General features: G+C 72.5%; 22 protein-coding genes. 16 read left to right on the top strand and 6 right to left on the bottom strand.

Going from position 1 to position 22,567, the window contains the following annotated elements:
- The first annotated feature begins 53 nt into the window (after nt 1–53).
- Nucleotides 54–1,007, top strand: coding sequence for a lactonase family protein (locus tag GT755_RS13850; protein WP_161480140.1), 954 nt, complete (start codon nt 54–56; stop codon nt 1,005–1,007).
- Here GT755_RS13850 and GT755_RS41115 read toward each other — a convergent pair.
- Nucleotides 1,004–3,562: an ABC transporter substrate-binding protein gene (locus GT755_RS41115; RefSeq protein WP_161480139.1), complete on the bottom strand. Its 2,559-nt coding sequence runs from the start codon at nt 3,560–3,562 to the stop codon at nt 1,004–1,006. The two genes, GT755_RS13850 and GT755_RS41115, sit on opposite strands and share 4 nt — an antisense overlap.
- Nucleotides 3,547–5,001, bottom strand: a complete 1,455-nt coding sequence (locus tag GT755_RS13840; protein ID WP_161480138.1) for an FGGY family carbohydrate kinase — start codon at nt 4,999–5,001, stop codon at nt 3,547–3,549. The genes GT755_RS41115 and GT755_RS13840 overlap by 16 nt, the downstream gene beginning before the upstream one ends.
- 107 nt (nt 5,002–5,108) lie before the next feature.
- On the opposite strand from GT755_RS13840, the gene GT755_RS13835 reads away from it, so the two are divergent.
- On the top strand, nt 5,109–6,134 hold the full coding sequence (locus tag GT755_RS13835; RefSeq protein ID WP_062342535.1) for a 6-phosphofructokinase: 1,026 nt from the start codon (nt 5,109–5,111) through the stop codon (nt 6,132–6,134).
- Nucleotides 6,135–6,161: 27 nt separating this feature from the next.
- On the opposite strand, the gene GT755_RS13830 is transcribed toward GT755_RS13835, so the two are convergent.
- Nucleotides 6,162–7,001, bottom strand: coding sequence for an MHYT domain-containing protein (locus GT755_RS13830; protein ID WP_161480137.1), 840 nt, complete (start codon nt 6,999–7,001; stop codon nt 6,162–6,164).
- A 110-nt stretch (nt 7,002–7,111) separates the two neighbouring features.
- Here GT755_RS13830 and macS point away from each other — a divergent pair, with 110 nt between their 5' ends.
- Genes macS through thiI form a run of 3 tightly spaced genes read left to right on the top strand, consistent with a single transcriptional unit; the run spans nt 7,112 to nt 10,104 of the window.
- On the top strand, nt 7,112–8,218 hold the full coding sequence (macS, locus tag GT755_RS13825; RefSeq protein WP_161480136.1) for a MacS family sensor histidine kinase: 1,107 nt from the start codon (nt 7,112–7,114) through the stop codon (nt 8,216–8,218).
- Nucleotides 8,215–8,865 carry a response regulator gene (locus GT755_RS13820; RefSeq protein WP_062351398.1) on the top strand — a complete coding sequence of 217 codons (651 nt, stop codon included), beginning with the start codon at nt 8,215–8,217 and terminating at the stop codon, nt 8,863–8,865. Before macS ends, GT755_RS13820 begins: the two co-directional genes overlap by 4 nt.
- A gap of 42 nt (nt 8,866–8,907) precedes the next feature.
- Entirely contained in the window at nt 8,908–10,104 is a 1,197-nt protein-coding gene (gene thiI / locus GT755_RS13815) for a tRNA uracil 4-sulfurtransferase ThiI (protein ID WP_161480135.1), read from the top strand.
- On the opposite strand, the gene GT755_RS13810 is transcribed toward thiI, so the two are convergent.
- Together GT755_RS13810 and aroF are read right to left on the bottom strand one after the other, a co-directional pair.
- Nucleotides 10,093–11,280: an MFS transporter gene (locus tag GT755_RS13810; RefSeq protein ID WP_161480134.1), complete on the bottom strand. Its 1,188-nt coding sequence runs from the start codon at nt 11,278–11,280 to the stop codon at nt 10,093–10,095. The genes thiI and GT755_RS13810 overlap by 12 nt on opposite strands.
- 11 nt (nt 11,281–11,291) lie before the next feature.
- Nucleotides 11,292–12,338, bottom strand: coding sequence for a 3-deoxy-7-phosphoheptulonate synthase (gene aroF / locus GT755_RS13805; protein ID WP_161480133.1), 1,047 nt, complete (start codon nt 12,336–12,338; stop codon nt 11,292–11,294).
- Between the two features lie 275 nt (nt 12,339–12,613).
- Here aroF and GT755_RS13800 point away from each other — a divergent pair, with 275 nt between their 5' ends.
- Entirely contained in the window at nt 12,614–13,156 is a 543-nt protein-coding gene (locus tag GT755_RS13800; RefSeq protein ID WP_161480610.1) for a molybdopterin-dependent oxidoreductase, read from the top strand.
- Nucleotides 13,157–13,184: 28 nt separating this feature from the next.
- Nucleotides 13,185–13,826, top strand: a complete 642-nt coding sequence (locus GT755_RS13795) for a LytR/AlgR family response regulator transcription factor (protein ID WP_328794338.1) — start codon at nt 13,185–13,187, stop codon at nt 13,824–13,826.
- A gap of 96 nt (nt 13,827–13,922) precedes the next feature.
- Here GT755_RS13795 and GT755_RS13790 read toward each other — a convergent pair whose 3' ends face one another.
- Complete coding sequence (locus tag GT755_RS13790; RefSeq protein ID WP_161480132.1) at nt 13,923–14,759, bottom strand: deoxyribonuclease IV; 837 nt, start codon at nt 14,757–14,759, stop codon at nt 13,923–13,925.
- A gap of 128 nt (nt 14,760–14,887) precedes the next feature.
- Here GT755_RS13790 and uraD point away from each other — a divergent pair, with 128 nt between their 5' ends.
- The 9 genes from uraD to alc are packed head-to-tail and all read left to right on the top strand — an operon-like array spanning nt 14,888 to nt 22,559.
- Entirely contained in the window at nt 14,888–15,361 is a 474-nt protein-coding gene (uraD, locus tag GT755_RS13785) for a 2-oxo-4-hydroxy-4-carboxy-5-ureidoimidazoline decarboxylase (protein WP_161480131.1), read from the top strand.
- Nucleotides 15,358–15,699, top strand: a complete 342-nt coding sequence (gene uraH / locus GT755_RS13780; protein WP_030450410.1) for a hydroxyisourate hydrolase — start codon at nt 15,358–15,360, stop codon at nt 15,697–15,699. The genes uraD and uraH overlap by 4 nt, the downstream gene beginning before the upstream one ends.
- A gap of 3 nt (nt 15,700–15,702) precedes the next feature.
- Entirely contained in the window at nt 15,703–16,557 is an 855-nt protein-coding gene (gene pucL, locus GT755_RS13775; RefSeq protein ID WP_161480130.1) for a factor-independent urate hydroxylase, read from the top strand.
- Complete coding sequence (locus GT755_RS13770) at nt 16,557–17,399, top strand: FAD binding domain-containing protein (RefSeq protein WP_161480129.1); 843 nt, start codon at nt 16,557–16,559, stop codon at nt 17,397–17,399. The genes pucL and GT755_RS13770 overlap by 1 nt, the downstream gene beginning before the upstream one ends.
- Complete coding sequence (locus GT755_RS39520; RefSeq protein WP_161480128.1) at nt 17,396–17,872, top strand: (2Fe-2S)-binding protein; 477 nt, start codon at nt 17,396–17,398, stop codon at nt 17,870–17,872. The genes GT755_RS13770 and GT755_RS39520 overlap by 4 nt, the downstream gene beginning before the upstream one ends.
- Entirely contained in the window at nt 17,869–19,197 is a 1,329-nt protein-coding gene (locus GT755_RS13760) for an 8-oxoguanine deaminase (RefSeq protein ID WP_328794337.1), read from the top strand. Before GT755_RS39520 ends, GT755_RS13760 begins: the two co-directional genes overlap by 4 nt.
- A gap of 7 nt (nt 19,198–19,204) precedes the next feature.
- On the top strand, nt 19,205–20,344 hold the full coding sequence (locus GT755_RS13755) for a glycerate kinase (protein ID WP_161480127.1): 1,140 nt from the start codon (nt 19,205–19,207) through the stop codon (nt 20,342–20,344).
- On the top strand, nt 20,341–21,621 hold the full coding sequence (gene allB, locus GT755_RS13750) for an allantoinase AllB (protein WP_161480126.1): 1,281 nt from the start codon (nt 20,341–20,343) through the stop codon (nt 21,619–21,621). The genes GT755_RS13755 and allB overlap by 4 nt, the downstream gene beginning before the upstream one ends.
- Nucleotides 21,618–22,559 carry an allantoicase gene (gene alc, locus GT755_RS13745; RefSeq protein ID WP_161480125.1) on the top strand — a complete coding sequence of 314 codons (942 nt, stop codon included), beginning with the start codon at nt 21,618–21,620 and terminating at the stop codon, nt 22,557–22,559. Before allB ends, alc begins: the two co-directional genes overlap by 4 nt.
- Nucleotides 22,560–22,567 lie beyond the last annotated feature (8 nt).

The raw sequence follows: 22,567 nt of genomic DNA, 5'->3' as shown, positions 1-22,567 counted from the left end.
ATAAACCCGATGCGCTAGGGTTCGAAACCCGCCCGCCTTCTCGAAGGAGCGACGTGAGCACGGTCTACATCGGGGGTTACACACCCGACACCGGAGGGGCGGGGGCCGGCGTCACCGTCGCCGCCCGCGCCGAGACGGGCGCCCTGACCGAGGTCGGCGGCGCCGCCGTCTCCGGTCCCTCGTTCCTCGCCGCCCATCCGACGCTCCCGGTCCTGTACGCCGTCGGCGAGGCCCCCCACGGCACGATCACCGCCCTCGCCGCGACAGACGACCCCGAGCGCCTGGCGACCCGGTCGAGCGGCGGCGACTCCCCGTGCCACGTGGCCGTCGCCGACCGATGGCTGGCCGTGGCCAACTACGGCGACGGCATGGTGGCCCTGCACGCGCTCGACGACGACGGCCTGTTCACCGGCCCGCCGCTGCTCTTCCCCGGCTACGGCTCGGGCCCCGACTCCGACCGCCAGCGCGGCCCCCACGCCCACCAGGCCGTCTTCGAGGCCGGCATCCTCTACGTCACCGACCTGGGCGCCGACCAGATCCGCCAGTGGCGGGTCCAGGCCGAGGTCACCGAGCTCGAACCGCTCGTGCTCACCCCCGGCACCGGTCCCCGCCACCTGACGAGCGCCCCCACCGGCTGGTTCGTCACCGGCGAGCTCGACGGCCAGGTCCACGCCTTCGACCCGAAGTGGCACCCGATCGGCCAGTTCGCGGCGAGCGGCCGCGACAGCGCCAACTACCCGTCGCACATTCAGCTCCACCGCGACCGGCTCTACGTCGCCAACCGGGGCCCCAACACGATCAGCGTCTTCGACCCCGAGACGTTCAAGATGCTCGCCGAGGTCGACTGCGGCGGCGACTGGCCCCGCCACTTCGCGATCGATGGCGACGACCTCTACGTCGCCAACCAGCGCTCGGGGGGCGTGGCCTGCTTCAGGCTGACGGGCGGCGTGCCGGAGCCGACCGGCCGCGTGCTGGCCGTGCCGACCCCGACCTGCGTCCTTCTCTAAGGAGCGTCCGGCAACTTCTCGCAGAGCGGATCCCGGGCGGGTCTCTCGTCGGCGTCGAGCGGCCCGCAGCGGACCAGCGGCGGCGTCGGCCTCTCCTCGACCTTCATGACGCCGACGGCCTTGTTCACCGGGTCGTGCCGTTCGCCGTGGCCGAAGTCGATGACGCCGCTCGACCCGTTCCACGCCGACGGGCCCGAGGTGCGGGCCAGGCGGTAGAGGACGTCGCCCCGGCTGGGCAGGTCGTCGCCCGGCCGGTAGGCGCGGTCGGCCGCGCGGTAGACGACGTCGACCGCGTCGTAGGTGAGGATCAGGTTGTCGTCGGCCGCGTCGGGGTGGGCGCCGTTCCGCAGTGAGGTGACGAAGCCGGTCGGGTTGACGCCGACCCACATCTCCCGGCTGGCCAGCGCGACGTGGTAGACCTCGGTCTGGGTCATCGCGGCGATCTCGGCCCGGTGGTCGGCGACCACCCTGATCACGTCGTCGCCCGCGACCACCTTCAGCACCCCGGCGCCGCACGCGCTGCTGCCCTCCAGGGACTTCAGGAAGCCGACGAACTCGCGGGCGCGGCCGGCGTACATGAACACGTCGGCCCCCCCGTCGCAGGCCCTGGCGACCGCGCCCGACATGCCATCGCCCGAGGCGCCGTAGGCGACCGGCGCGCCGACCTCGACGCCCTCGGCGGTGAGCGCCGTGGCGAAGTCGTCGGCCAGGTTGTTGGTGTAGGTGTCGTCGGCGGTGCCGTCCTGGACGATCACCGCGGTGTCCGCGCCGAGGGTGCGGCGGGCGAACCGGGCCGACAGGGTGGCCTCGCGGAAGTTGGTGGGGCCGACCCGGAAGAAGTAGGGCGAGGGACGGTCGCCCACGATGCCGAGGTCGTCGGCCGTGGCCGTGGTGGTCATCGCGGGGATCTTGGCGGCGTCGAACCGGTCGACCGCCTGCTCCACGCCGCCGACGCTGCGGCCCAGGCCCACCACCCCGACCAGGTGGGGGTCGTCGTCGGCCAGCCGCGCCACCAGGTCGGCGGCCCGGCCGCCGTGCACGAAGTTGTCGCCCGCGTTGACGATCAGGACGCGCAGGCGAAGCGGGTTCTGCAGGGTGCGCTGGTACTCCTCGGCGGCCGTCAGCTCCGAGACCATGCTGGGGAACCGGGTGTCGTCCTGGGCGGTCTGCCGGACCGAGTACTCCCCGAACAGGGCCAGGGTGACGTACTGCTCCGACTCGACGGCGTAGGCGTTGTTGGCGTCGATGCGCCGGACCAGGTCGGCGATCGGCTTGGCGAACAGGCCGTCGGGGGCGGGCTCGGCGGCGTTGACCACGCCCACGCACTCGCCGCCGACGCGGTCGACGTAGGGGAGGCCGCCGCAGTGGGCCGCGCGGTCGGACAGGTTGACCACGACGAACCCGATGATCAGGCCGGGCAGCACCGCCAGCACGACGGCCCAGTAGATCCACGCCCGCGCCTGGTGGGCGAGGGGCCGGAAGCGGTGCGGCACACCGGGGTGGGCGGCGTGGTCGCCGGGGCCGATCACGAGCCGGACCGGCATCCGGCGGCCCCGGTGCTCCCGCCGCCACGTCGCGACGTGGCCGGTGATGTCGGCGAGCGGGGTCGCCGCGATCGGCCGGGGGTCGGCCAGCTCCTCGGGCACCGAGGCGACCACGACCACCGGGACCGGACGACCGGTCAGCGCGGCGGCGTCCTCCAGCAGCCGCAGGAACCGGGCGGTCACCCCATGGGGGTCGGCGATCTGTAATCGCAGCAGGCAGTAGAGCCCGCGCCCCCAGCTCGGCCACGGGATGCGCCATTTCTGGTACGCCTGCCGCAGGTCCTCGCACATGGCGTTGACCGCCAGTCGTTCGATCTCCTCGGGGCCGGCGTTGGCCAGCCGCAGCGCGTACCAGGCGAGCCTCTCCCACGGGTTGCGGCGCAGCACCGGCTGGCGGCGGAACCAGCCGTAGAAGAACCAGCCCCGGATCGTGGCGAGGCCCTGGCCGCCGATGCCGAGCACGGTCACGAGCGCGCCCAGCACCCACGGGATCACGCCGACCAGGTCGGTCGGCCCGGCCAGCAGCCAGACCACGATCGTGCCGATCGGCACCCAGGTCAGCGCGGCCCGGCCGATGAAGAAGTCGGCGACCAGGCGGAGCGAGGCGTCGGCGGGGCCGCGCCGGCGGTCGCGCAGCCGCCGGCGGAAGTCCTGGTAGCCCTCGTGGGACTGCGGTTCGGGCGCGTGGTGCTGCCCGGCGGCCCAGAGCACGAACTGGGCCAGCGGGAACCGGGGCGGCGGCAGGAACGAGCCGCCGACCGGCCGGCCGAGCTGGCCGCGTGGCCCGGCCAGCGCCGACACCAGCGCGAGCACCGACCCCTGCTCGCCGTCGCGGACCAGCGCGGTCGGCAGGTGGTCGACGAAGGGGGCGGTCAGCTCGGCGACCACGGAGGGCCCGTCGTCGCCGGTCACCAGCACCACGGGCAACTGCTGGTCGCGCCGCCAGAACCAGGGCCGGCGCAGGAATGCGGCTAAATCGCCGCGCAGGTCGGCCGTCACCGCGTGGCCCACCCCCGCGAGCGGCTCACCGCGCGGAGCCAGTCGTCGTAGGCGCGCTCGTCGCGGGGGCCGGGCTCGAACCGCTTGTCGAGCCGCCAGGTGTGCTTGAGCTCCTCGCGGGTCGACCACACCCCCGCGCCCAGGCCGGCCAGGAAGGCCGCGCCGAGCGCGGTCGTCTCCTGGACCACCGGGCGTTCGACCGGGATGCCGAGCTGGTCGGCCTGGACCTGCATGAGCAGGTCGTTGGCGCTGCCGCCGCCGTCGGCCTTGAGCACGGTCACCCGCTCGGACATGGTGGCCACGATGTCGCGCACCTCGTAGGCGATCGCGTCGAGCGTGGCGCGGGCCAGGTGGGCCTTGGTCGTCCCCCGCGTGAGGCCGGTGATGGTGCCCCGGGCGTCGGGGTCCCAGTGAGGCGCGCCCAGGCCGGTGAGGGCCGGCACGAACACCACGCCGCCCGCGTCGGGCACCGAGCGGGCCAGCTCCTCCGACTCGGCCGCCGTCTCGATCAGGCCGAGCCCGTCGCGCAGCCACTGGACCGCCGCGCCGGTCACGAAGATCGCCCCTTCGAGGGCGTAGGTCAGCTCGCCGGAGGGCTCCTGCCAGGCGACCGTGGTCAGCAGGCCCGCGTCGGAGGCCACCGCCTCGCGGCCGGTGTTGACCAGGACGAAGGAGCCGGTCCCGTACGTGCACTTGACGTCGCCGACCTCGAAGCAGGTCTGGCCGAACAGGGCCGCCTGCTGGTCGCCGGCCATGCCGCTGATCGGCAGGTCGAGGCCGAGGAAGTGCCCGGGGTCGGTGCGGGCGATCTCGCCGTAGTTGGGCACCACCTCGGGCAGCGCGCCGATCGGCACCCCGAACAGGTCGCAGAGCTCCGGCGACCAGGCGCCCGCGTGGATGTCGTAGAGAAGGGTGCGGGAGGCGTTCGACGGGTCGGTCACGTGGCGGGCGCCGCCGGTCAGCCGGGCCACCAGGTAGCTGTCGACCGTCCCGAGCGCCAGGTCCTTCGCCGCCCAGGCCTCCGGGTCGTGCTCGGCCAGCCAGGTCAGCTTGGTGCCGGTGAAGTAGGGGTCGAGCCGCAGGCCGGTGAGTTCGGTCACACGGGGCTCGTGACCTTCGTCACGAAGGCGGGCGCAGATGCCGGAGGACCTGCGGTCCTGCCAGACAATGGCATGACGCGGCGCGTCGAGGGTGGTGGCGTTCCACACCACCGCCGTCTCGCGCTGGTTGGTCAGTCCGACGCACCGCACAGTGGTGCTTGCCCTGGCCAGAGCGGTGCGGCAGGCTGCCAGCGTCGCGCGCCAGATGTCGTCGGGCGCGTGCTCGACCCATCCGGGTTCCGGGAACCGTTGTTCGAACTCCTGGTACCCGCGCGAGTCGATGTGGCCGTCCTCACCCACCACGAGTGCGGTCACACCGGTCGTACCAGCGTCTATCGCCAAAACCGCCACGGCGCCTCACTTTTTGGTCTAGACCATTGTTGCGCCGTCACGGCAGAATGCCACCGTCGGCGTCCAGACACAGTCTGGCCGCGCTATCTCATATGGAGGAACCCGACATGCGTATTGGAGTGCTCACCGGCGGCGGCGACTGCCCCGGTCTGAACGCCGTGATCCGGGCCGTGGTCCGCAAGGGCGTCACGGTCTACGGTCACGAGTTCGTGGGGTTCCGCGACGGCTGGCGCGGCCCGCTCGAGGGCGACACGATGCCCCTCGACGTTCAGTCCGTGCGCGGCATCCTGCCGCGCGGTGGCACCATCCTCGGCTCCTCGCGCACCAACCCGATCAAGATCGAGGGTGGCGTCGAGCGCATCAAGGAGAACCTTGCCGCGCAGGGTGTCGACGCCCTGGTGGCCATCGGCGGTGAGGACACCCTTGGCGTCGCCAAGCAGCTCTTCGACCGTGGCGTGAACGTCGTGGGCGTGCCGAAGACCATCGACAACGACCTGAACGCGACCGACTACACCTTCGGCTTCGACACCGCGGTGAACATCGCGATGGAGGCCATCGACCGCCTCCACACCACCGCCGAGTCGCACCACCGCGCCCTGATCTGCGAGGTCATGGGCCGCCACGCGGGCTGGATCGCGCTGCACGCCGGCATGGCCGCCGGGGCCAACGTCATCCTGATCCCCGAGAAGCCGTTCGACATCGACAAGGTCTGCGAGTACGTCGAGTCGCGCTTCAAGACCCGCTACGCCCCGATCATCGTGGTCGCCGAGGGCGCCCACCCGATCGACGGCCAGATGGAGCTGCAGGCCGGCGAGCTCGACGCGTTCGGCCACGTCCGCCTCGGCGGCATCGGCGACCGTCTCGCCCAGGAGATCGAGAAGCGCACCGGCAAGGAGGCCCGCACCACGGTCCTCGGCCACATCCAGCGCGGCGGCACCCCGACGGCCTACGACCGCGTGCTGGCCACCCGCTTCGGCCTCGCCGCGATCGACGCCGTCCACGAGGGCGACTTCGGCAAGATGGTCGGCCTGCAGGGCACCGAGATCGTGCGCAACGGCCTCGACGCCGCGACGGCCGAGCTGAAGACCGTGCCCGTCCACCGCTACGCCGAGGCCGAGGTGTTCTTCGGCTAAAGACCTGTGCCGATGCGCCGCGCGGGACTACCTGCGCGGCGTGAACAGGTCGTCGCCGTCCTGCCCGCGCTGCGGCGCGGGCGGGGGCGGCGGCGTCGCCGGGGTGGTCCTGCGGTGCTGCAGGCGCTCCAGCAGTTCGCTGTCCTCCCGCATCTCGCGCGCCGAGGGCGAGAGCAGGATCGCCAGCAGCAGGCCCACGGTGATCAGGCTGATGCCGGCGATGAGCGGCAGCAGGAAGTCCATGGCCGCGGCGCCCCGGGGCACGTTGTCGCCGGGGGTGACGCTGAGGGCGTACATGCCGGTGTAGTGCATGCCCGTGACGGCCACGCCCATCATGAGGGCCGCGCCGGTGGTGGCCAGGGGGCCCTCGACCTTCAGGGTGAACCAGAGGGCGACGGTGGCCGCGACGATCGCGATCAGCACCGACAGCGCCACCATCACCGGGTCGAAGGCCAGGGTGCCCGACATGCTCATCGCGAACATGCCGATGTAGTGCATGGCGCCGACGCCGGCGCCGGCCAGCAGGCCGCCCGCGAGCAGCCGCGGGAAGCCGTCGCCCCGCGAGACGACGTGGAGTCCCCCGTAGACCACGCCGACCGCCACGATCGCCGAGATCGCGGTCAGCCCGACGTCGAAGCGGATCTCGCTGTCCACGTCGAAGCCCATCATGGCGATGAAGTGCATCACCCAGATGCCGGTGCCGCCGATGGCCAGCGCGCCTCCGGCCAGCCAGCGGTAGCGCGAGGCGCCGTGCGCGGACCGGGCCCTGGTCGTGAGGATGAGGCCGAGCAGGGAGCCGACGACGGACATCAGGTAGGCGAGGAGAGGAGTCAACGCTCCATGCGAGAAGTGGTTGATATGGGACATGCGTGCTCCTCGTTGTGGTTGCGACAAAATTATTGCACCGCTCCATACGGGAGGTTTGTCCGTTTCAAGGGTTCATGTGACGTTCGTTATGTAGTCGTACGATGACCGAAATGAGCATCGAGACGCCCTTCTGGCGGGCGATCGCCGTCTACCGGTTCTGCTCGCTCGGCTACGCCGCCATCCTGGTGGTCGAGGCCGACTCCTACGGCAATCCGGGGCCCGCCTGGACGGTGCTCGTCCTGATGACCGCCTGGACGGTGTTCGCCACCTACGCCTACTCCCGCGAGCGCCTGCGCGGCTGGCCGCTGCTGACCGCCGACCTCCTCGTCACCGCCGCCTGCCTGCTGTCGTCGATCTGGGTCCAGGGCTTCGACGGCCCGCGCGGCACCATGCCGATCACCGCCACCTGGGTGGCCGCCCCGGTGGTCGCCTGGGCGGTCTACGCGGGCCGCCGCGCGGGCGCCGCCGCGGCGGCGGTCATCGCCGTGCTGGACGTGTGGCTGCGCGGGGTCGGCGTGCTCGACCTGAACACCGTCCCGGTCAACGGCGCGGTCCTGCTGTTCCTGGCCGGCGTCGTGATCGGCCACGTCGCCCGCCTGGCCAAGCAGGCCGAGGCCCGCATGCAGCGGGCGGTCGAGATCGAGGCGGCCGGACGCGAACGCGAACGCCTGGCCCGCGGCATCCACGACTCGGTGCTGCAGGTCCTCGCCCTGGTCCAGCGCAGGGGCGCCGAGATCGGCGGCGAGGCGGCCGAGCTGGGCCGCCTGGCGGGCGAGCAGGAGGCCGTGCTGCGCGAGCTGGTCCGGACCGCGCCCCGGCCCCCGGCCGCCGAGTCGGCCGACCTCAACGACCACCTGCGCCGCCACGCCTCGGCCACGGTCACCGTCGCCACCCCCGCGACCCCCGTCGAGCTGCCCGCCCGCACCGTCGAGGAGCTGTCGGCCGCCGTCGGCAACGCGCTCGACAACGTGCGGCGGCACTGCCCCGAGGGGACCAGGGCGTGGATCCTCGTCGAGGCCGAGGACGGCGCCGTGACGGTGACCGTCCGCGACGACGGCCCCGGCATCCCCGAGGGCCGCCTGGAGGAGGCCGAGCGGCTGGGCCGCCTGGGCGTCTCACAGTCGATCAGGGGCCGGGTGGCCGCTCTGGGCGGCCGGGTCACGATTGTCTCCTCCCCTGATGGCACCGAGATCGAGATGGTTATCGTGGCGCCATGAGCGTGCGCGTCATGGTCGTCGACGACCACCCGATGTGGCGGGAGGGCGTGGCCCGCGACCTCGCCGAGGCCGGCTACGAGATCGTGGCGACCTGCGGCGAGGGCCGCCAGGCGCTCCGGGTGGCGGCGGCCGTCCGGCCCGACGTGGTGGTGCTCGATCTCCAGCTCCCCGACCTGCGCGGGGTCGAGGTGGCCCGGGGCCTCGGGGCCTCGGAGCACCCGCCGAAGGTGCTGGTGCTGTCGGCCAGCGCCGAGCACGACGACGTGCTGGAGGCGGTGAAGGCGGGCGCGTCGGGCTACCTGGTGAAGTCGGCGAGCCAGGCCGACTTCCTGGAGGCGGTGGCCCGCACCGCCCAGGGCGACGCGGTCTTCACGCCGGGCCTGGCCGGGCTGGTGCTGGGGGAGTACCGCCGCCTGGCGGCCCAGCCGAAGGCCGCCGAGGAGGGCCCCCGGCTGACCGACCGGGAGACCGAGGTGCTGCGGCTGGTGGCGAAGGGGTTGTCGTACAAGCAGATCGCCGAACGGCTCGTGTTGTCGCACCGGACGGTCCAGAACCACGTGCAGAACACCCTCAGCAAGCTCCAGCTGCACAACCGCGTCGAGCTGGTCCGCTACGCGATCGAAAAAGGTCTGGCGGACCTCGACTAGAGTTAAAAGGTTCCCGCCAGTCTTTCCCGAAGGATCGTCGCCATGACCATGACCGCTCTGGGTGAGCCCTGTGTGCTGCTCAAACTGGGCGAGATCGTCCTGAAAGGAAAGAACCGGGAGCAGTTCGAGGTCCGGCTGCGCGCGAACATCAAACACGCCCTGTCGGGCTTCCAGATCGACCTGCGCCAGCGTCACGGCGTGATCGCCCTGTTCCTGCCCGAGGGCACCGGCGTCGAGGTCGCCGAGGCGGTCGCCAAGCGGGTCAGCGAGGTGCCCGGCATCGTCCTGGTCCACCTGGCCTGGCGGGTCGCCAAAGACCCCTCGGTCGTCACCAAGGCCGCGCTCGAACTGGTCAGGGAGACCCCCGAGGCGGCCCGCAAGGCCAGCTTCGCGGTCCGCTCGCGCCGCCGCGACAAGCGTTTCCCGATGACCTCCGCCGAGCTCGACTGGCACGTCGGCAGCGAGATCAACGACACCTACGGCCTGCCGGTCAACCTGAAGAACCCCGAGCTCACCGTCGCCATCGAGGTCGACCGCGACGAGGTCTTCGTCTACGTCGACAACCGCCCCGGCCAGGGCGGCCTCCCCGTGGGCACCAGCGGCCGGGGCCTGGCGCTGCTGTCGGGCGGCATCGACTCCCCGGTGGCCGCCTACCGCATGATGCGCCGCGGCCTGCGGGTCGACTTCCTGCACTTCTCCGGCATCCCGTTCACCACGACCGAGTCGATCTACAAGGCCTACGCCCTGGTCCGCCGCCTCGACGCCTTCCAGGGCCGCTCGCGCCTCTGGGTGGTGCCCTTCGGCAAGGCCCAGCAGTCGATCCGGACCTCCGGCAGCGACCGCCTGGCGATGATCGCCCAGCGCCGCCTGATGCTGAAGACCGCCGAGGAGGTCGCCCACCGCCACAAGGCGACCGCCCTGATCACCGGCGACTCCCTCGGCCAGGTCTCGTCCCAGACGATGGCCAACATCGCGGCCCAGGACAGCGCGACCGACCTGCCGATCCTGCGGCCCCTGATCGGGCTCGACAAGATGGAGGTCATCGCCGAGGCCCGCCGCATCGGCACCCTGGCCATCTCCGAGCTGCCCGACGAGGACTGCTGCACGATCCTGGCCTCCCGCCAGCCCGAGCTGGCCGCCAAGATCGAAGACCTGAAGCTGATCGAGAAGCGGCTCGACGCCGAGGAGCTCGCGGTGCAGCTGGCCGACTCGATCCAGGCCTACAAGCTAGAGTCCTGACCGCCTGACCGGGCTGAACAGGCCGCCGACCGCGGTCAGCACCAGCCCGGCCCCCATCACCGCCACGACCGGCGCCACGCCCCGCCCGGCCGCCGTCCACGTCGCCAGGGTCGCCCCCAGCGGCCCCAGGGCGTAGTGGATGGTCCAGAACGCCGCCGTCACCCGGCCGAGCAGGTGGGCCGGGGTGATCTCCTGGCGCAGTGACATCGAGCAGATCGCGCCGACCGTGATCGCCAGGCTGAACAGCGCCATCAGCGCGCCGATCGCGGCCACGCCGCCCGACAGGGCGATGGCCACCACCGCCAGCCCCGCGAGCGTGGTCGACAGCAGCCACGTGGGCCCGAAGCCCAGCCGTCCGCGCACCCGCGCCACCGCCATCGAGCCGACGATTGTGCCGATCGCGCCCCCGCCCAGCACGTAGCCCACCACCGCGTCCGGCTGCTCCAGGTTCTGCTTCAGGTGGAAGACGACCAGGTCGTCGAGGCCCGCCGTCAGGAAGATGAGCGCCGTCAGCAGGATCGTCATGGTCCGCAGCACCGGGTTCCCGAGCAGGAACCTCGCCCCGGCCAGCCGGCCGCCGCTCTTCTCTCTCGTGTACGGCCTCAGCCGAATGAACCGCAGCCCGAACGCCGAGACCAGGAAGGTGACCGAATCCAGCCCGATCGCCGCGGCGGGGCCGTACGCCCCCGAGACGACGCCCGCCAGGGCGGGGCCCGCCACTCCGGCCACGGCGAAGATCCCGTACAGGATGCCGTTGGCCCGGGTGATGTCGCCCGGGTCGACGATCGACGGCAGGACGGTCACATAGGCCACGTTGAAGACCATGCCGAGCACGGCCGCCAGGGGGACGATCACGTAGAGCGGCCAGATCACCGGTGTCACCCACCACAGGACCGGGATCAGGCCGTACAGGAGGAAACGGCCGACGTCGCACACGACCAGGACCCGCCGCCGGTCGAACCGGTCGACGATGCCTCCGGCGAACGTGCCGGTCACGACGGAGGCGACGCCCGTCAGCGCGGTGAGGACGCCCATCTGGGCGACGGACCCGGTCGCGTGCAGCGCCAGGAGCGGCACCGCCACGGTCGAGAACGCGTCGCCCAGCACGGACAACGTCTGAACACCGAGCAGCAGGACAAAGTTCTTGTTCTTATATAGATCCCCCGCAAACGCCACGGGGGCGCACGCTACACCGCCACCGACTCCCCGGCCAGGTTCGCGGCCTCGGTGCGGCCGAGCAGCGGCGGGAACTCGCGCATGATCCTCGCCAGTTCCTCCAGGTCGCCGTCGACCAGGGCCTGCGGGCCGTCGCAGAGGGCCTGCTCGGGGTGCGGGTGGACGTCGATGATCACGCCGTCGGCGCCCACCGCGATCGCCGCCCGGGTGAGCGGCAGCACCAGGTCACGCCGCCCGCCCGAGTGGGACGGGTCGATGATCACCGGCAGGTGGGAGAGCCGCTGTGCCACCGGCACCGCCGACACGTCGAGGGTGTTGCGGGTCGCCGTCTCGAAGGTGCGGATGCCGCGCTCGCAGAGCACGATGTCGAGGTTGCCGCGCTGGGCGATGTACTCGGCCGACATCAGCCACTCTTCGATGGTCCCGCTCATGCCGCGCTTCAGCATGACGGGCCTCCCGGCCGCGCCGACCGCCTGCAGGAGCGCGAAGTTCTGCGTGTTGCGGGTGCCGACCTGCAGCATGTCCGCGTACGACGCCACGAGCGGCACGTCGTGGGCGTCGACCACCTCGGTCACGATCGGCAACCCGGTCTTCTCCCGGACGTCGGCCAGGATGCGCAGCCCCTGCTCGCCGAGGCCCTGGAAGGCGTACGGCGAGGTGCGCGGCTTGAACGCGCCGCCGCGCAACAGGGTGGCCCCGGCGGCCTTGGCCATCTGGGCGGCCTCAAGCGTCTGCTGCGGCGTCTCGACCGCGCACGGCCCCGCGATGAGGGTGACCGTGTCGGGCCCGATCGGCACTCCGCCCACCCGGACCGTCGACCGGACGGGATGGTTGTCGCGGCTCACGAGCTTGAAGGGGGTGGACACGCGCATCACGTCGGCGACGCCGCGCTGACCGCGGAGATTGAGGCTGGCGAACTGCTCCACGTCGCCGATCAGCCCGATGATCGTGCGGCTCACGCCGCGGGACACGAACGCCTCACCACCCGCCGACGCGACGAGCGCGACGACCTCGGTGATGTCTTCCTGGGTGGCCTCGGGGGCCATGACGATGACCATGATTTCTCCTTAACACGCGAAAAGCCCCGGGTCCTAGATCGGACCCGGGGCTTTTCGACCGCCTGTGGCTGCTAGCGCACAACCTCATGGCGAACGGTCCTCACGGGTCCGTCGCCATACCAAAACGAGATCGCGCCAAGCATGGTCGAAATATATCGCACAACCCTGATGCGGGCGCACCGCGGGGCGGGTGACAGGATGGGCGGGTGCCGGAGACGCCCGAGGAGGAGAACCGGCTGCCCCCGGGGCAGTACGTCCCGCGCGGCAGGCCGGTGATGCACTACGGCAGGGTGCCGACGTTCCGGCCCGCGACCTGGCGCCTGCAGATCTTCGGCGCCACCGCGTCCGGCGAACAGCACTTCCTGACCTGGGACGACTTCGGCCGGCTGCCGCGCTCGACGGTGCTGGCCGACTTCCACTGCGTGACCAAGTTCTCGATCATGGGCAACGAGTGGACCGGCGTGCCCGCCTCGGCGTTCCTGGCCGCCGTGCCGCCCGCCGACGGGGTCGCCCACGTGATGATCTGGGCCGAGTACGGCTACAGCGCCAACGTCCGCATGAGCGACTTCGACCGCGACTCGACCCTCTTCGCCACCGAGCTCGACGGCAAGCCGCTCAGCCCCGAGCGCGGCTACCCCGTCCGCGCCGTGGTCCCTCATCTGTACGCCTGGAAGAGCGTCAAGTGGGTGCGCGCCATCGAATACCTGACCGACGACCGGCGCGGCTTCTGGGAGGACCGGGGCTACCACAACGTCGCCGACCCCTGGCGCGAGCAGCGCTACTCATACCAGGAGGACCCGGGCGAGGGCCCGCCCTAGCCCGGCCGGGAGGTCTAGTCTCGCCCGGGTGTGCTGCTTCGACGTGCCCTTCCGGCTCACCCCCGAGGCCGCCCGAGCGGCCCTGCCCCACCTGGAGCGGGCCGTCGGCGCCCCGTTGACGATCACCTCCACGACCGAGGTCCTGGCGGGCCGGCCCGACGGCTGGGACGCGGCGGTGGCGGCGATGCGGGGGAGATCCCCGGTCCGGGCGGCACCCTTGACGATCATGGGCACGGTGGCGGGAGCCCTGGTGGCGCACGGTCCGGCCGGCGATCTTCTCAGGACCGCCCGGTGGTTGTCCGACCAGCTCGACCTGGATCATTTGCGGAGGAAGACCGCCCACGAGTCGATCCCGGTGGAGCTGGGGGGCCGGACCAGGTTCATCGACCCCGGCGCCGTCTGGTTCGCCGAAGCGCACGGCGACTACGTCAGGCTCCGGACCGCCGAGGGCGGCTTCCTGGTCCGCACCTCGATGGCCGCGCTGGAGCAGCGGTGGGCGGAGGCCGGGTTCATCCGGGCCCATCGGTCCACGCTCGTCAACGCCCGCCACGTCAGCGAGCTGAGGTTCGCCGACGGGCGGGCGCTGCTGCTGGTCGGGACCGAGACGCTGCCGGTCGCGCGGCGGCTCGCGCGGGAGGTCAGGGAGCGGCTGACCGCTCGTCGCGCCTGACACGCCGTCTGTCGTGATCAGCCGGTGTGGCGCTGACCTGGGAAATAAGGTTGCGGTCACGGATCCGGTCGTTCGGGGGACGGCCGGATCCGCCCGCTATCCGCGGAGTTTCTTCAGCAGGTCGATGTCTTCGCGGTGCTTGTCGGCCTTGCCGGGCGTCTCGATGCACAGCGGCACCCCGGCGACCGCCGGGTGGCGCATGATCTCGGCGAACCCCTGGGCCCCGATGTGGCCCGCGCCGATGTTCTCGTGGCGGTCCTTCTTCGCGCCCAGCACGTCTTTGGAGTCGTTGGCGTGGATCAGCTTCAGCCGGCCCGGCGCGACCGCGTGGAGGGCGTCGAAGGTCTCGCGCACGCCCTCGGGGGTCGACAGGTCGTGGCCCGCGGCGAAGGCGTGGCAGGTGTCGAGGCAGACGCCCGCCTTCGGGTGCCACTCCAGCGCCGACAGGTAGGGGCCGAGGTCCTGGACGGTCGCGCAGAGCATCTGGCCCTGCCCGGCCATCGGCTCCAGCAGCAGGTCGGGACCGTCGTCGGGGATCTCCTCCAGCAGGGGGAGCAGCTGGTCGCGCAACTGCCGGAACGCCGCCTCGCGCGGCTGGCTGACCGCCGAGCCGGTGTGGACGACCACGCCCAGCGCCCCGACCTCGCGGCCCCGCCGCAGCGTGTGGCGGACCGAGGCGATCGAGTTCTCCAGCGTCGCCTCGGTCGGCGAGCCGAAGTTGATCAGGTAGTTCGCGTGGACGTAGACCGGCAGGCCGGACGCCCGGAGTTTGGCGTCCTCGTCGGGGTTGCCCTCGTTGAGGGCCCAGCCGCGCGGGTTGGTGACGAAGACCTGGGCCATCTCGGCGCCGATCTCGGCGGCGTACTTCAGCCCTCCGGTGGCCAGGCCGCCCGCCACCAGGACGTGGCCGCCGATCGCGTTTCCAGTGCTCATAGTGGGATCAGGTTACCCGGGGGTTTCGGCGGTTTGTGGCAACGTACAAACCATCGGCCGCTCATGGACGGGGCTTTGGGAGCTCCCGCTGCTGGATTCGGCGGGGGCCGCGTTGTGTACTGGCGACCATGCGTGAACCGAGCCGCGACGACCTGCTGGCGTGCTGCGCGTCCGCCCGCTGGGCCGACGGCGTGGCCGGGCGGCCCTATGCCGACCTGGCCGCTCTCCTCGACCGCAGCGACGCGGTGCTGGCCATGCTGAACTGGGCCGACGTCGAGGAGGCGCTGGCCGCGCACCCCCGGATCGGCGACCGCTCCGGCGGGGGGTCGAGGGAGTCGGCGTGGTCGCGCGAGGAGCAGTCGGGCACCGCCGCCGCAGAAGAGGACGTCCTGCGGCGGCTGAGAGCGGGCAACGCGGCCTACGAGGAGCGGTTCGGGCACGTCTACCTCGTCTGCGCGACCGGGAAGTCGGCCCCCGAGATGCTGGCGATCTTGGAGGATCGTCTGGGCAACGTACCGGAGAAGGAGCGGATGGTCGTGCGCGACGAGCTCGGGAAGATCGTCCGGCTGCGGCTGGCCAAGCTCTGGGAGGAGGACGCGTGAGCCTGTCCACCCACGTGCTCGACACCGCGCGCGGGTGCCCGGCCGCCGACGTCCACGTGCGGCTGGCCCGCCGGGCCGCCCACGGGTACGTCGCCCTCGCCGAGGCCCGCACCGACAAGGACGGCCGCATCCGGGAGTGGACGCCGCTCGGCCGCGAGTGGACCGGCACGCTGGAGGCGGCCACCTACCGGCTGATCTTCGACACCGGCGGCTACCTGGGAGACGACGCGTTCTTCCCCGAGGTCACCGTCGTCTTCACCATCGCCGACGCCGATCAGCACCACCACGTGCCGCTCCTGCTGAGCCCGTTCGGCTACTCGACCTACCGGGGGAGTTAGAAAGTGTTCACGCTCGGCCCCAACCGCTACGGCAAAGCCGAGACCCGGGTCGTGCGGGTCACCCGGGACGGCGACGCGCACCGGATCAAGGATCTGAACGTCAGCACGTCCCTGTCGGGCGACATGACCGACGTCCACCTGACCGGCGACAACGCGGCCGTGCTGCCGACCGACACGCAGAAGAACACCGTCTACGCGTTCGCCAAGAAGCACGGCGTGGCCGCGATCGAGGAGTTCGCCCTGCTGCTGGCCCGGCACTTCGTCGACGGGCAGCCGACGATCCACCACGCCCGCGTGGAGATCGAGGAGTACGCCTGGGAGCGCCGCGCCGGCCACTCCTTCGCCCGCAAGGGCCAGGAGGTGCGCACCTGCCTGGTCCACTACGACGGCGAGACGGCCACCGTGGTCTCGGGGCTCACGGACCTGGTCGTCCTCAACACGACCGACTCGGAGTTCTGGGGCTACCTGAAAGACGAGTACACGACCCTGCCGGAGACCCGCGACCGCGTGCTGGCCACCGCCGTGACCGCCCGCTGGCGGCACGCCGGCGAACCGGGCGACTGGGAGGCCTCTTACGCGACCGCCCGGGAGGCCCTGCTCGACGCCTTCGCGACGACCTACAGCCTGTCGCTCCAGCAGACCCTCTACGCCATGGGCGCCCGGGTGCTGACCGACTGCCCGGACGTCTGCGAGGTCCGCCTCGAACTGCCCAACAAGCACCACTTCCTCGTCGACCTCGACCCGTTCGGCCTCGACAACGACGGCGAGGTCTACTTCGCCGCCGACCGCCCCTACGGCCTGATCGAGGGCGCCGTGCTGCGCGAGGACGCGCCCGGCGCCGGAAAGGCGTGGGACTGATGGACTTCCTGCGTGCGACCACCTGGGCCGAGGCCCTGCGGATGAAGGCCGACCGGCCCGACGCGACGCCGGTCCAGGGCGGCACCGACGTCATGGTCGAGATCAACCTCGACAAGGGCCGCCCGGCGGCGCTGCTCGACCTCACGCCCGTGACCGAGCTGGCCGAGTGGTCGGCCGAGTCGGGGACCGTCCGGATCGGGGCCGGGGTCACCTACAGCCGGATCATCGCCGAGCTGGCCGACCGGCTGCCCGGCCTGGCGCAGGCCTCCCGCACGGTCGGCTCGCCGCAGATCCGCAACCGGGGCACGGTCGCGGGCAACCTCGGCGCGGCCTCCCCGGCGGGCGACAGCCACCCGCCGCTGCTCGCCTCCGGCGCGATCGTCGAGGCCGAATCGGTGGGCGGCATCCGGATGATCCCGATCGGCGACTTCTACACCGGGGTCAAGCGGAACGCGCTGGCGCCCGACGAGCTGATCCGGGCGGTCCACGTGCCGGAGCGGCGGGGCCCGCAGTACTTCTCCAAGATCGGCACCAGGAACGCGATGGTCATCGCGGTCTGCTCCTTCGGCATCGCCCTCGACGTGGCGGCGCGAACGGTCGGCACCGGGATCGGCTCGGCCGCCCCCACGCCGCGCCGGGCCACGGAGGCGGAGGCCTTCCTGGCCGAGAACTGGTCCCCGGGTGATCCCGAGGTGAGCAGGAGGTTCGGGGAGCTCGTCGCCGCCGCGGCCGCGCCCATCGACGACGTCCGGGGCAGCCGCGACTACCGCGTCCACGCTCTGGCCGTGATGGCCCGCCGCACGCTCGGCTGGGCCTGGGAGGAACACAGGAGGACGTCATGAGGGTCAACGTCACCGTCAACGGCGCGCCGATGACCGCCGACGACGTCTGGCCGGGGGAGAGCCTGCTCTACGTCCTGCGGGAGCGGCTCGGCCTGCCGGGCGCGAAGAACGCCTGCGAACAGGGCGAGTGCGGCTCCTGCACGGTCTATCTCGACGGCGAGCCGGTCTGCGCCTGCCTCGTGGCGGCCGGCCAGGCCGAGGGCCGCGAGGTGCTGACCGTCGAGGGGCTGGCCTCCGGCGAGGGGGAGCTCGATCCGGTGCAGCAGGCGTTCGTCGAGTGTGGCGCCGTCCAGTGCGGTTTCTGTACGCCCGGTCTGATCGTCCAGGCCCATTCGCTGATCGCCCGCCACGACGGAGTGCCCGCCGACGCGGAGATCCGCGAGCACCTGGCGGGCAACCTGTGCCGGTGCACGGGCTACGAGAAGATCCTCGACGCGGTCCGCCTGGCCGCCCGCCGGAAGGCCGGTTCGTGATCGTCATCGAGAACGCCTACGTCGCCCCGGTCGTGGGCGCCGAGATCCCCGACGGCCACGTCGCCGTCGAGGGCAACCGCATCGTGTCGGTCGGCGCCGGCCCCTACCCCGGTGAGGGGGAGCGGATCGACGGGCGCGGCCGTCTGGTCACCCCCGGCCTGGTCAACACCCACCACCACCTCTACCAGTGGGCCTCCCAGGGCCTGGCCCCCGACGGCACCCTGTTCGAGTGGCTGGTGGCCAGCTACCCCGTCTGGGCCCGCATGGACGCCGAGGTCGTGCACGGCGCGGCGACGGCGGGCCTGGCCTGGCTGGCGCTGTCGGGCTGCACCACCACGACCGACCACCACTACGTCTTCCCCAAGGGCCGCGGCGACCTGTTCGCCGCCGAGATCCAGGCCGCCGCCGAGGTGGGCCTGCGCTTCCACCCGTGCCGGGGCTCGATGGACCGGGGCCGCTCGCAGGGCGGCCTGCCGCCGGACGAGGTCGTCGAGACCCTCGACGAGATCCTGGCCGAGACCGAGGCGGCGGTGCGCAAGTACCACGACCCCCTGTTCGACTCGATGCTGCGGGTGGCCGTCGCGCCCTGCTCGCCCTTCTCGGTCAGCGGCGACCTCATGCGCCAGGCCGCCGCGCTCGCGCGGGACCTCAAGGTCCGCCTGCACACCCACGGCGCCGAGACCCTCGACGAGGACGACCACTGCAAGGAGCAGTTCGGCATGCTCCCCGTCGAGTACCTCGAATCGCTCGGCTGGCTCGGCCCCGACGTGTGGATCGCGCACAGCGTGCACCTCACCGACGCCGACATCGCCCGCTTCGCCGAGACGGGCACCGGCACCGCCCACTGTCCCTCGTCCAACGGCCGCCTCGGCGCCGGGATCGCCCGGGTCAGCGAACTGCTCCGCGCGGGCGCGACCGTCGGGCTCGGCGTCGACGGCCCCGGCTCGGCCGAGTTCATCCCGCTCGCCGGGGAGATCCGCCAGGCGATGCTCATGCAGCGCGCCCGCTACGGCCCGCGGGCGCTGACCGCCCGGCAGGCCCTGGAGATGGCGACCATCGGCGGCGCCCGCTGCCTGGGCCGCGAGACCGAGATCGGCTCCCTCGAACCCGGCAAGCTCGCCGACGTCGCCGTCTGGAGGGTCGACGGCCCCTACGCCGCCGCCTCCGACCCCATCGTGGCGCTCGGGTACGGCCAGACACCGCCGCTGGCCCGGCTGATCGTCAACGGGGTGACCGTCGTCGAGGACGGCGAACTCCGCACGGTCTCCGGCGAGGCGGCGGGAGCGGCGGGGGCGCGGGCGCACGCGCGACTGCTTCGGTCATGATGACGGCATGAAGGATCACGTCGTCATCGCACCGGACAAGTTCAAGGGCTCGCTGACCGCCCCCGAGGTCGCCCGCCACGTCGCCGCCGGGCTCGGCGACGTGCCCGTCGTGCTGCTGCCCGTCGCCGACGGCGGCGACGGCACCGTCGACGCGGTCGCGGCCTGCGGTTTCACCCGCGTCGAGGTGGAGGTGACCGGCCCGACGGGACAACCGGTCCGGGCCTCGTACGCCGTCAGGGGCGAGACCGCCGTCGTCGAGATGGCCGAGGCGTCGGGGCTGCGCCGCCTGCCCGGAGGGCTCGAACCGCTGACCGCCACCAGCTACGGCACCGGCGAACTGATCGCGCACGCCCTGCGGGGCGGGGCCACCACGATCGTGCTCGGCCTGGGCGGGAGCGCCTGCACCGACGGCGGCACCGGCCTGGCCCGCGCCCTGGGCGCGCGTTTCCTCGACGCCTCCGGCGCGGAGCTCCCCCTGGGCGGCGGCGCCCTCGTGGATCTGGTCACGATCGACCTGTCCGGCTTCGACGCCGGGATCGCCGAGTACGTCGTCGCCTCCGACGTCGACAACCCCCTGCTCGGCCCGCACGGCGCGGCCGCCGTCTACGCCCCGCAGAAGGGCGCGGACGCCGGCCAGGTCAGGCTCCTGGAGGCCGGCCTGGCCCGGCTCGCCGCCGTCGCCGCCCACACCCACGGCCTGACCGGCTCGGTCGAGCACGACGGGGTCGTCCGCGCGATGGGCGTGGCCGGGCAGCCCGGCGCCGGGGCGGCCGGCGGCGTCGGCTTCGCCGCGCTCGCGTTCCTGAACGCGGCCATCCGGCCCGGCATCGCCTACCTGCTCGGCCTGCTCGACTTCGAGACCCACGTCGAGGGCGCGCGCCTGGTCATCACCGGCGAGGGCTCCCTCGACGAGCAGTCGCTGCGCGGCAAGGCCCCCGTCGGCGTCGCCAACGCGGCCATGCGGCACGGCGTGCCCGTGGTCGCGGTCTGCGGACGGCGCACCGTGTCCGCCGACGACCTGCGCAAGGCCGGGATCGAGGCGGCGTACGCGCTCACCGACGTCGAGCCCGACCCCGAGATCTGCATGGCCCAGGCCGGGCCGCTGCTGGAGCGGCTCGTGGCGAGTGTGGTGAAGGAGCATCTGTGACGGTTCTGGTGCGGTCACGCCGGGTGGTGACCCCCGAAGGGGTACGGCCGCTCGGGGTCGACGTCGTCGACGGGCGGATCGCGGGGCTGGTGCCGTACGACGCCGGCGGCGGCCTCGACCTCGGTGACGTCGCGCTGCTGCCCGGGCTGGTCGACACGCACGTCCACGTCAACGAGCCCGGCCGCACCCACTGGGAGGGCTTCGCCACGGCCACCCGGGCGGCGGCGGCCGGAGGCGTGACCACCGTGGTCGACATGCCGCTGAACTCGCTGCCGCCGACCACGACCGTGCCCAACCTGGAGATCAAGAAGAAGGCCGCCCGGGGCCAGATCGCGGTCGACGTCGGCTTCTGGGGCGGCGCGATCCCCGGCAACCTCGGCGACCTGCGCCCCCTCTGGGACGCCGGGGTGTTCGGCGTGAAGTGCTTCCTGTCCCCGTCGGGCGTCGACGAGTTCCCCGCCCTCGACGGCGACGGCCTCACCCTGGCGCTGCGCGAACTGGCCCGCTTCGACGGCCTGCTGATCGTCCACGCCGAGGACCCCTGGACGCTCACCGAGCCCACCGGCCCCTCCTACGCCGAGTTCCTCGGCTCGCGGACCCAGGACGCCGAGGTCAGGGCCATCGAGACGGTCATCGCGGTGGCCCGCGAGACGGGCGCGCGGGCGCACATCGTGCACGTCTCGGCGGGCGACGCGATCCCCGTGCTGCGCGCGGCCCGGTCCCAGGGCGTGCGGATCACCGCCGAGACCTGCCCCCACTACCTGACCCTCAGCGCCGAGGACGTCACCGGCACCGCGTTCAAGTGCTGCCCGCCGATCCGCGAGGCGGCCAACCGCGACGCGCTCTGGGCCGGGCTGGCCGACGGCACCCTGATGGGCGTCGTCTCCGACCACTCGCCGTGCCCGGCCGACATGAAGAGCCCCGGCGACTTCGCCATGGCCTGGGGCGGCATCTCCTCGCTCCAGCTCGGCCTGCCCGTCGTGTGGACCGAGGCGTCGGCGCGCGGCTTCTCGCTGGAGGACGTCGTCCGGTGGATGGCGCGCGGGCCCGCCGACTTCGCCGGATTGGCGTACAAGGGCCGGATCGAGGTGGGGGCGGAGGCCGACCTCGTGGCCTTCGACCCCGGCGCGGCCTTCGTCGTCGAGGCCGGGGACCTGGCCCACAAGAACCCGGTGACCGCCTACCAGGGGCGGACGCTGCGGGGGGTCGTACAGCAGACCTGGCTCCGCGGTGAGAGCCCCGGCCACGGCCGGTTCCTGACGAGAGGCGCCCGATGACCTTCCGCCACCTGCCCGACCTCGCCCTGCGCGGCAACGGCGGCTCGGTGATCGCCGCCAACGACGAGGCGTTCGCCGAACGCCAGGCGCTGATCCTGCCGCACCCCGCCCAGTTCCACACCCACGACTTCGGCGCCAAGGGCCAGATCTACGACGGCTGGGAGACCCGCCGCCGGCGCACCCCCGGGCACGACTGGGCGATCGTCCGGCTCGGCCTGCCCGGCGTGATCCACGGCCTGGTGATCGACACCGCCTGGTTCAAGGGCAACTACCCGCCCTACGCCTCGGTCGACGCCTGCGCCGCCGACGAGCCGCAGGCCCACGACGAGCTGACCGGCTGGACCGAGATCCTGCCCAGGAGCCCGCTGGGCGGCGACCGCGAGCACGAGTTCGCCGTCGACGACCCCGGCCGCTACACGCACGTGCGGCTCAACATCTACCCCGACGGGGGAGTGGCCCGGTTCCGGGTGCACGGCGAGGTCGTGCCCGACCCCCGCTTCCTGCACGGCCTCACGATCGACCTGGCCGCGCTCGCCAACGGCGCCCGGGTGATCGACTGCTCCAACCAGTTCTACAGTTCGCCCAACAACGTCATCGCCCCGGGCCTGGCCCGCCACCAGGCCGAAGGCTGGGAGACCGCGCGCCGCCGCGACGACGGCAACGACTGGCTGGTGGTCCGCCTGGCCGGGCGCGGCACGGTCACCGTCGCCGAGATCGACACCACCCACCTGGTCTTCAACGCCCCCGGCTGGGTGTCGCTGTCGGGCCGCGACGGCGACGGCGACTGGTTCAGCCTCCTCGGCAAGACCCGCCTCCAGCCCGACGCCCAGCACCGCTTCCGCCTCGACGGCGACCGCCCGGTGACCCACGTGAAGTGCGACATCTACCCCGACGGAGGCCTGGCCCGGCTACGCCTGCTCGGCCATCTGTTTCTTTGAGGCAGATT

The sequence above is a fragment of the Herbidospora solisilvae genome (assembly GCF_009901565.1).
Taxonomy (GTDB): Bacteria; Actinomycetota; Actinomycetes; order Streptosporangiales; family Streptosporangiaceae; genus Herbidospora; species Herbidospora solisilvae.
Note: the sequence above shows the minus strand (reverse complement) of the source record. Positions and strands in the feature narration are given on the sequence as shown.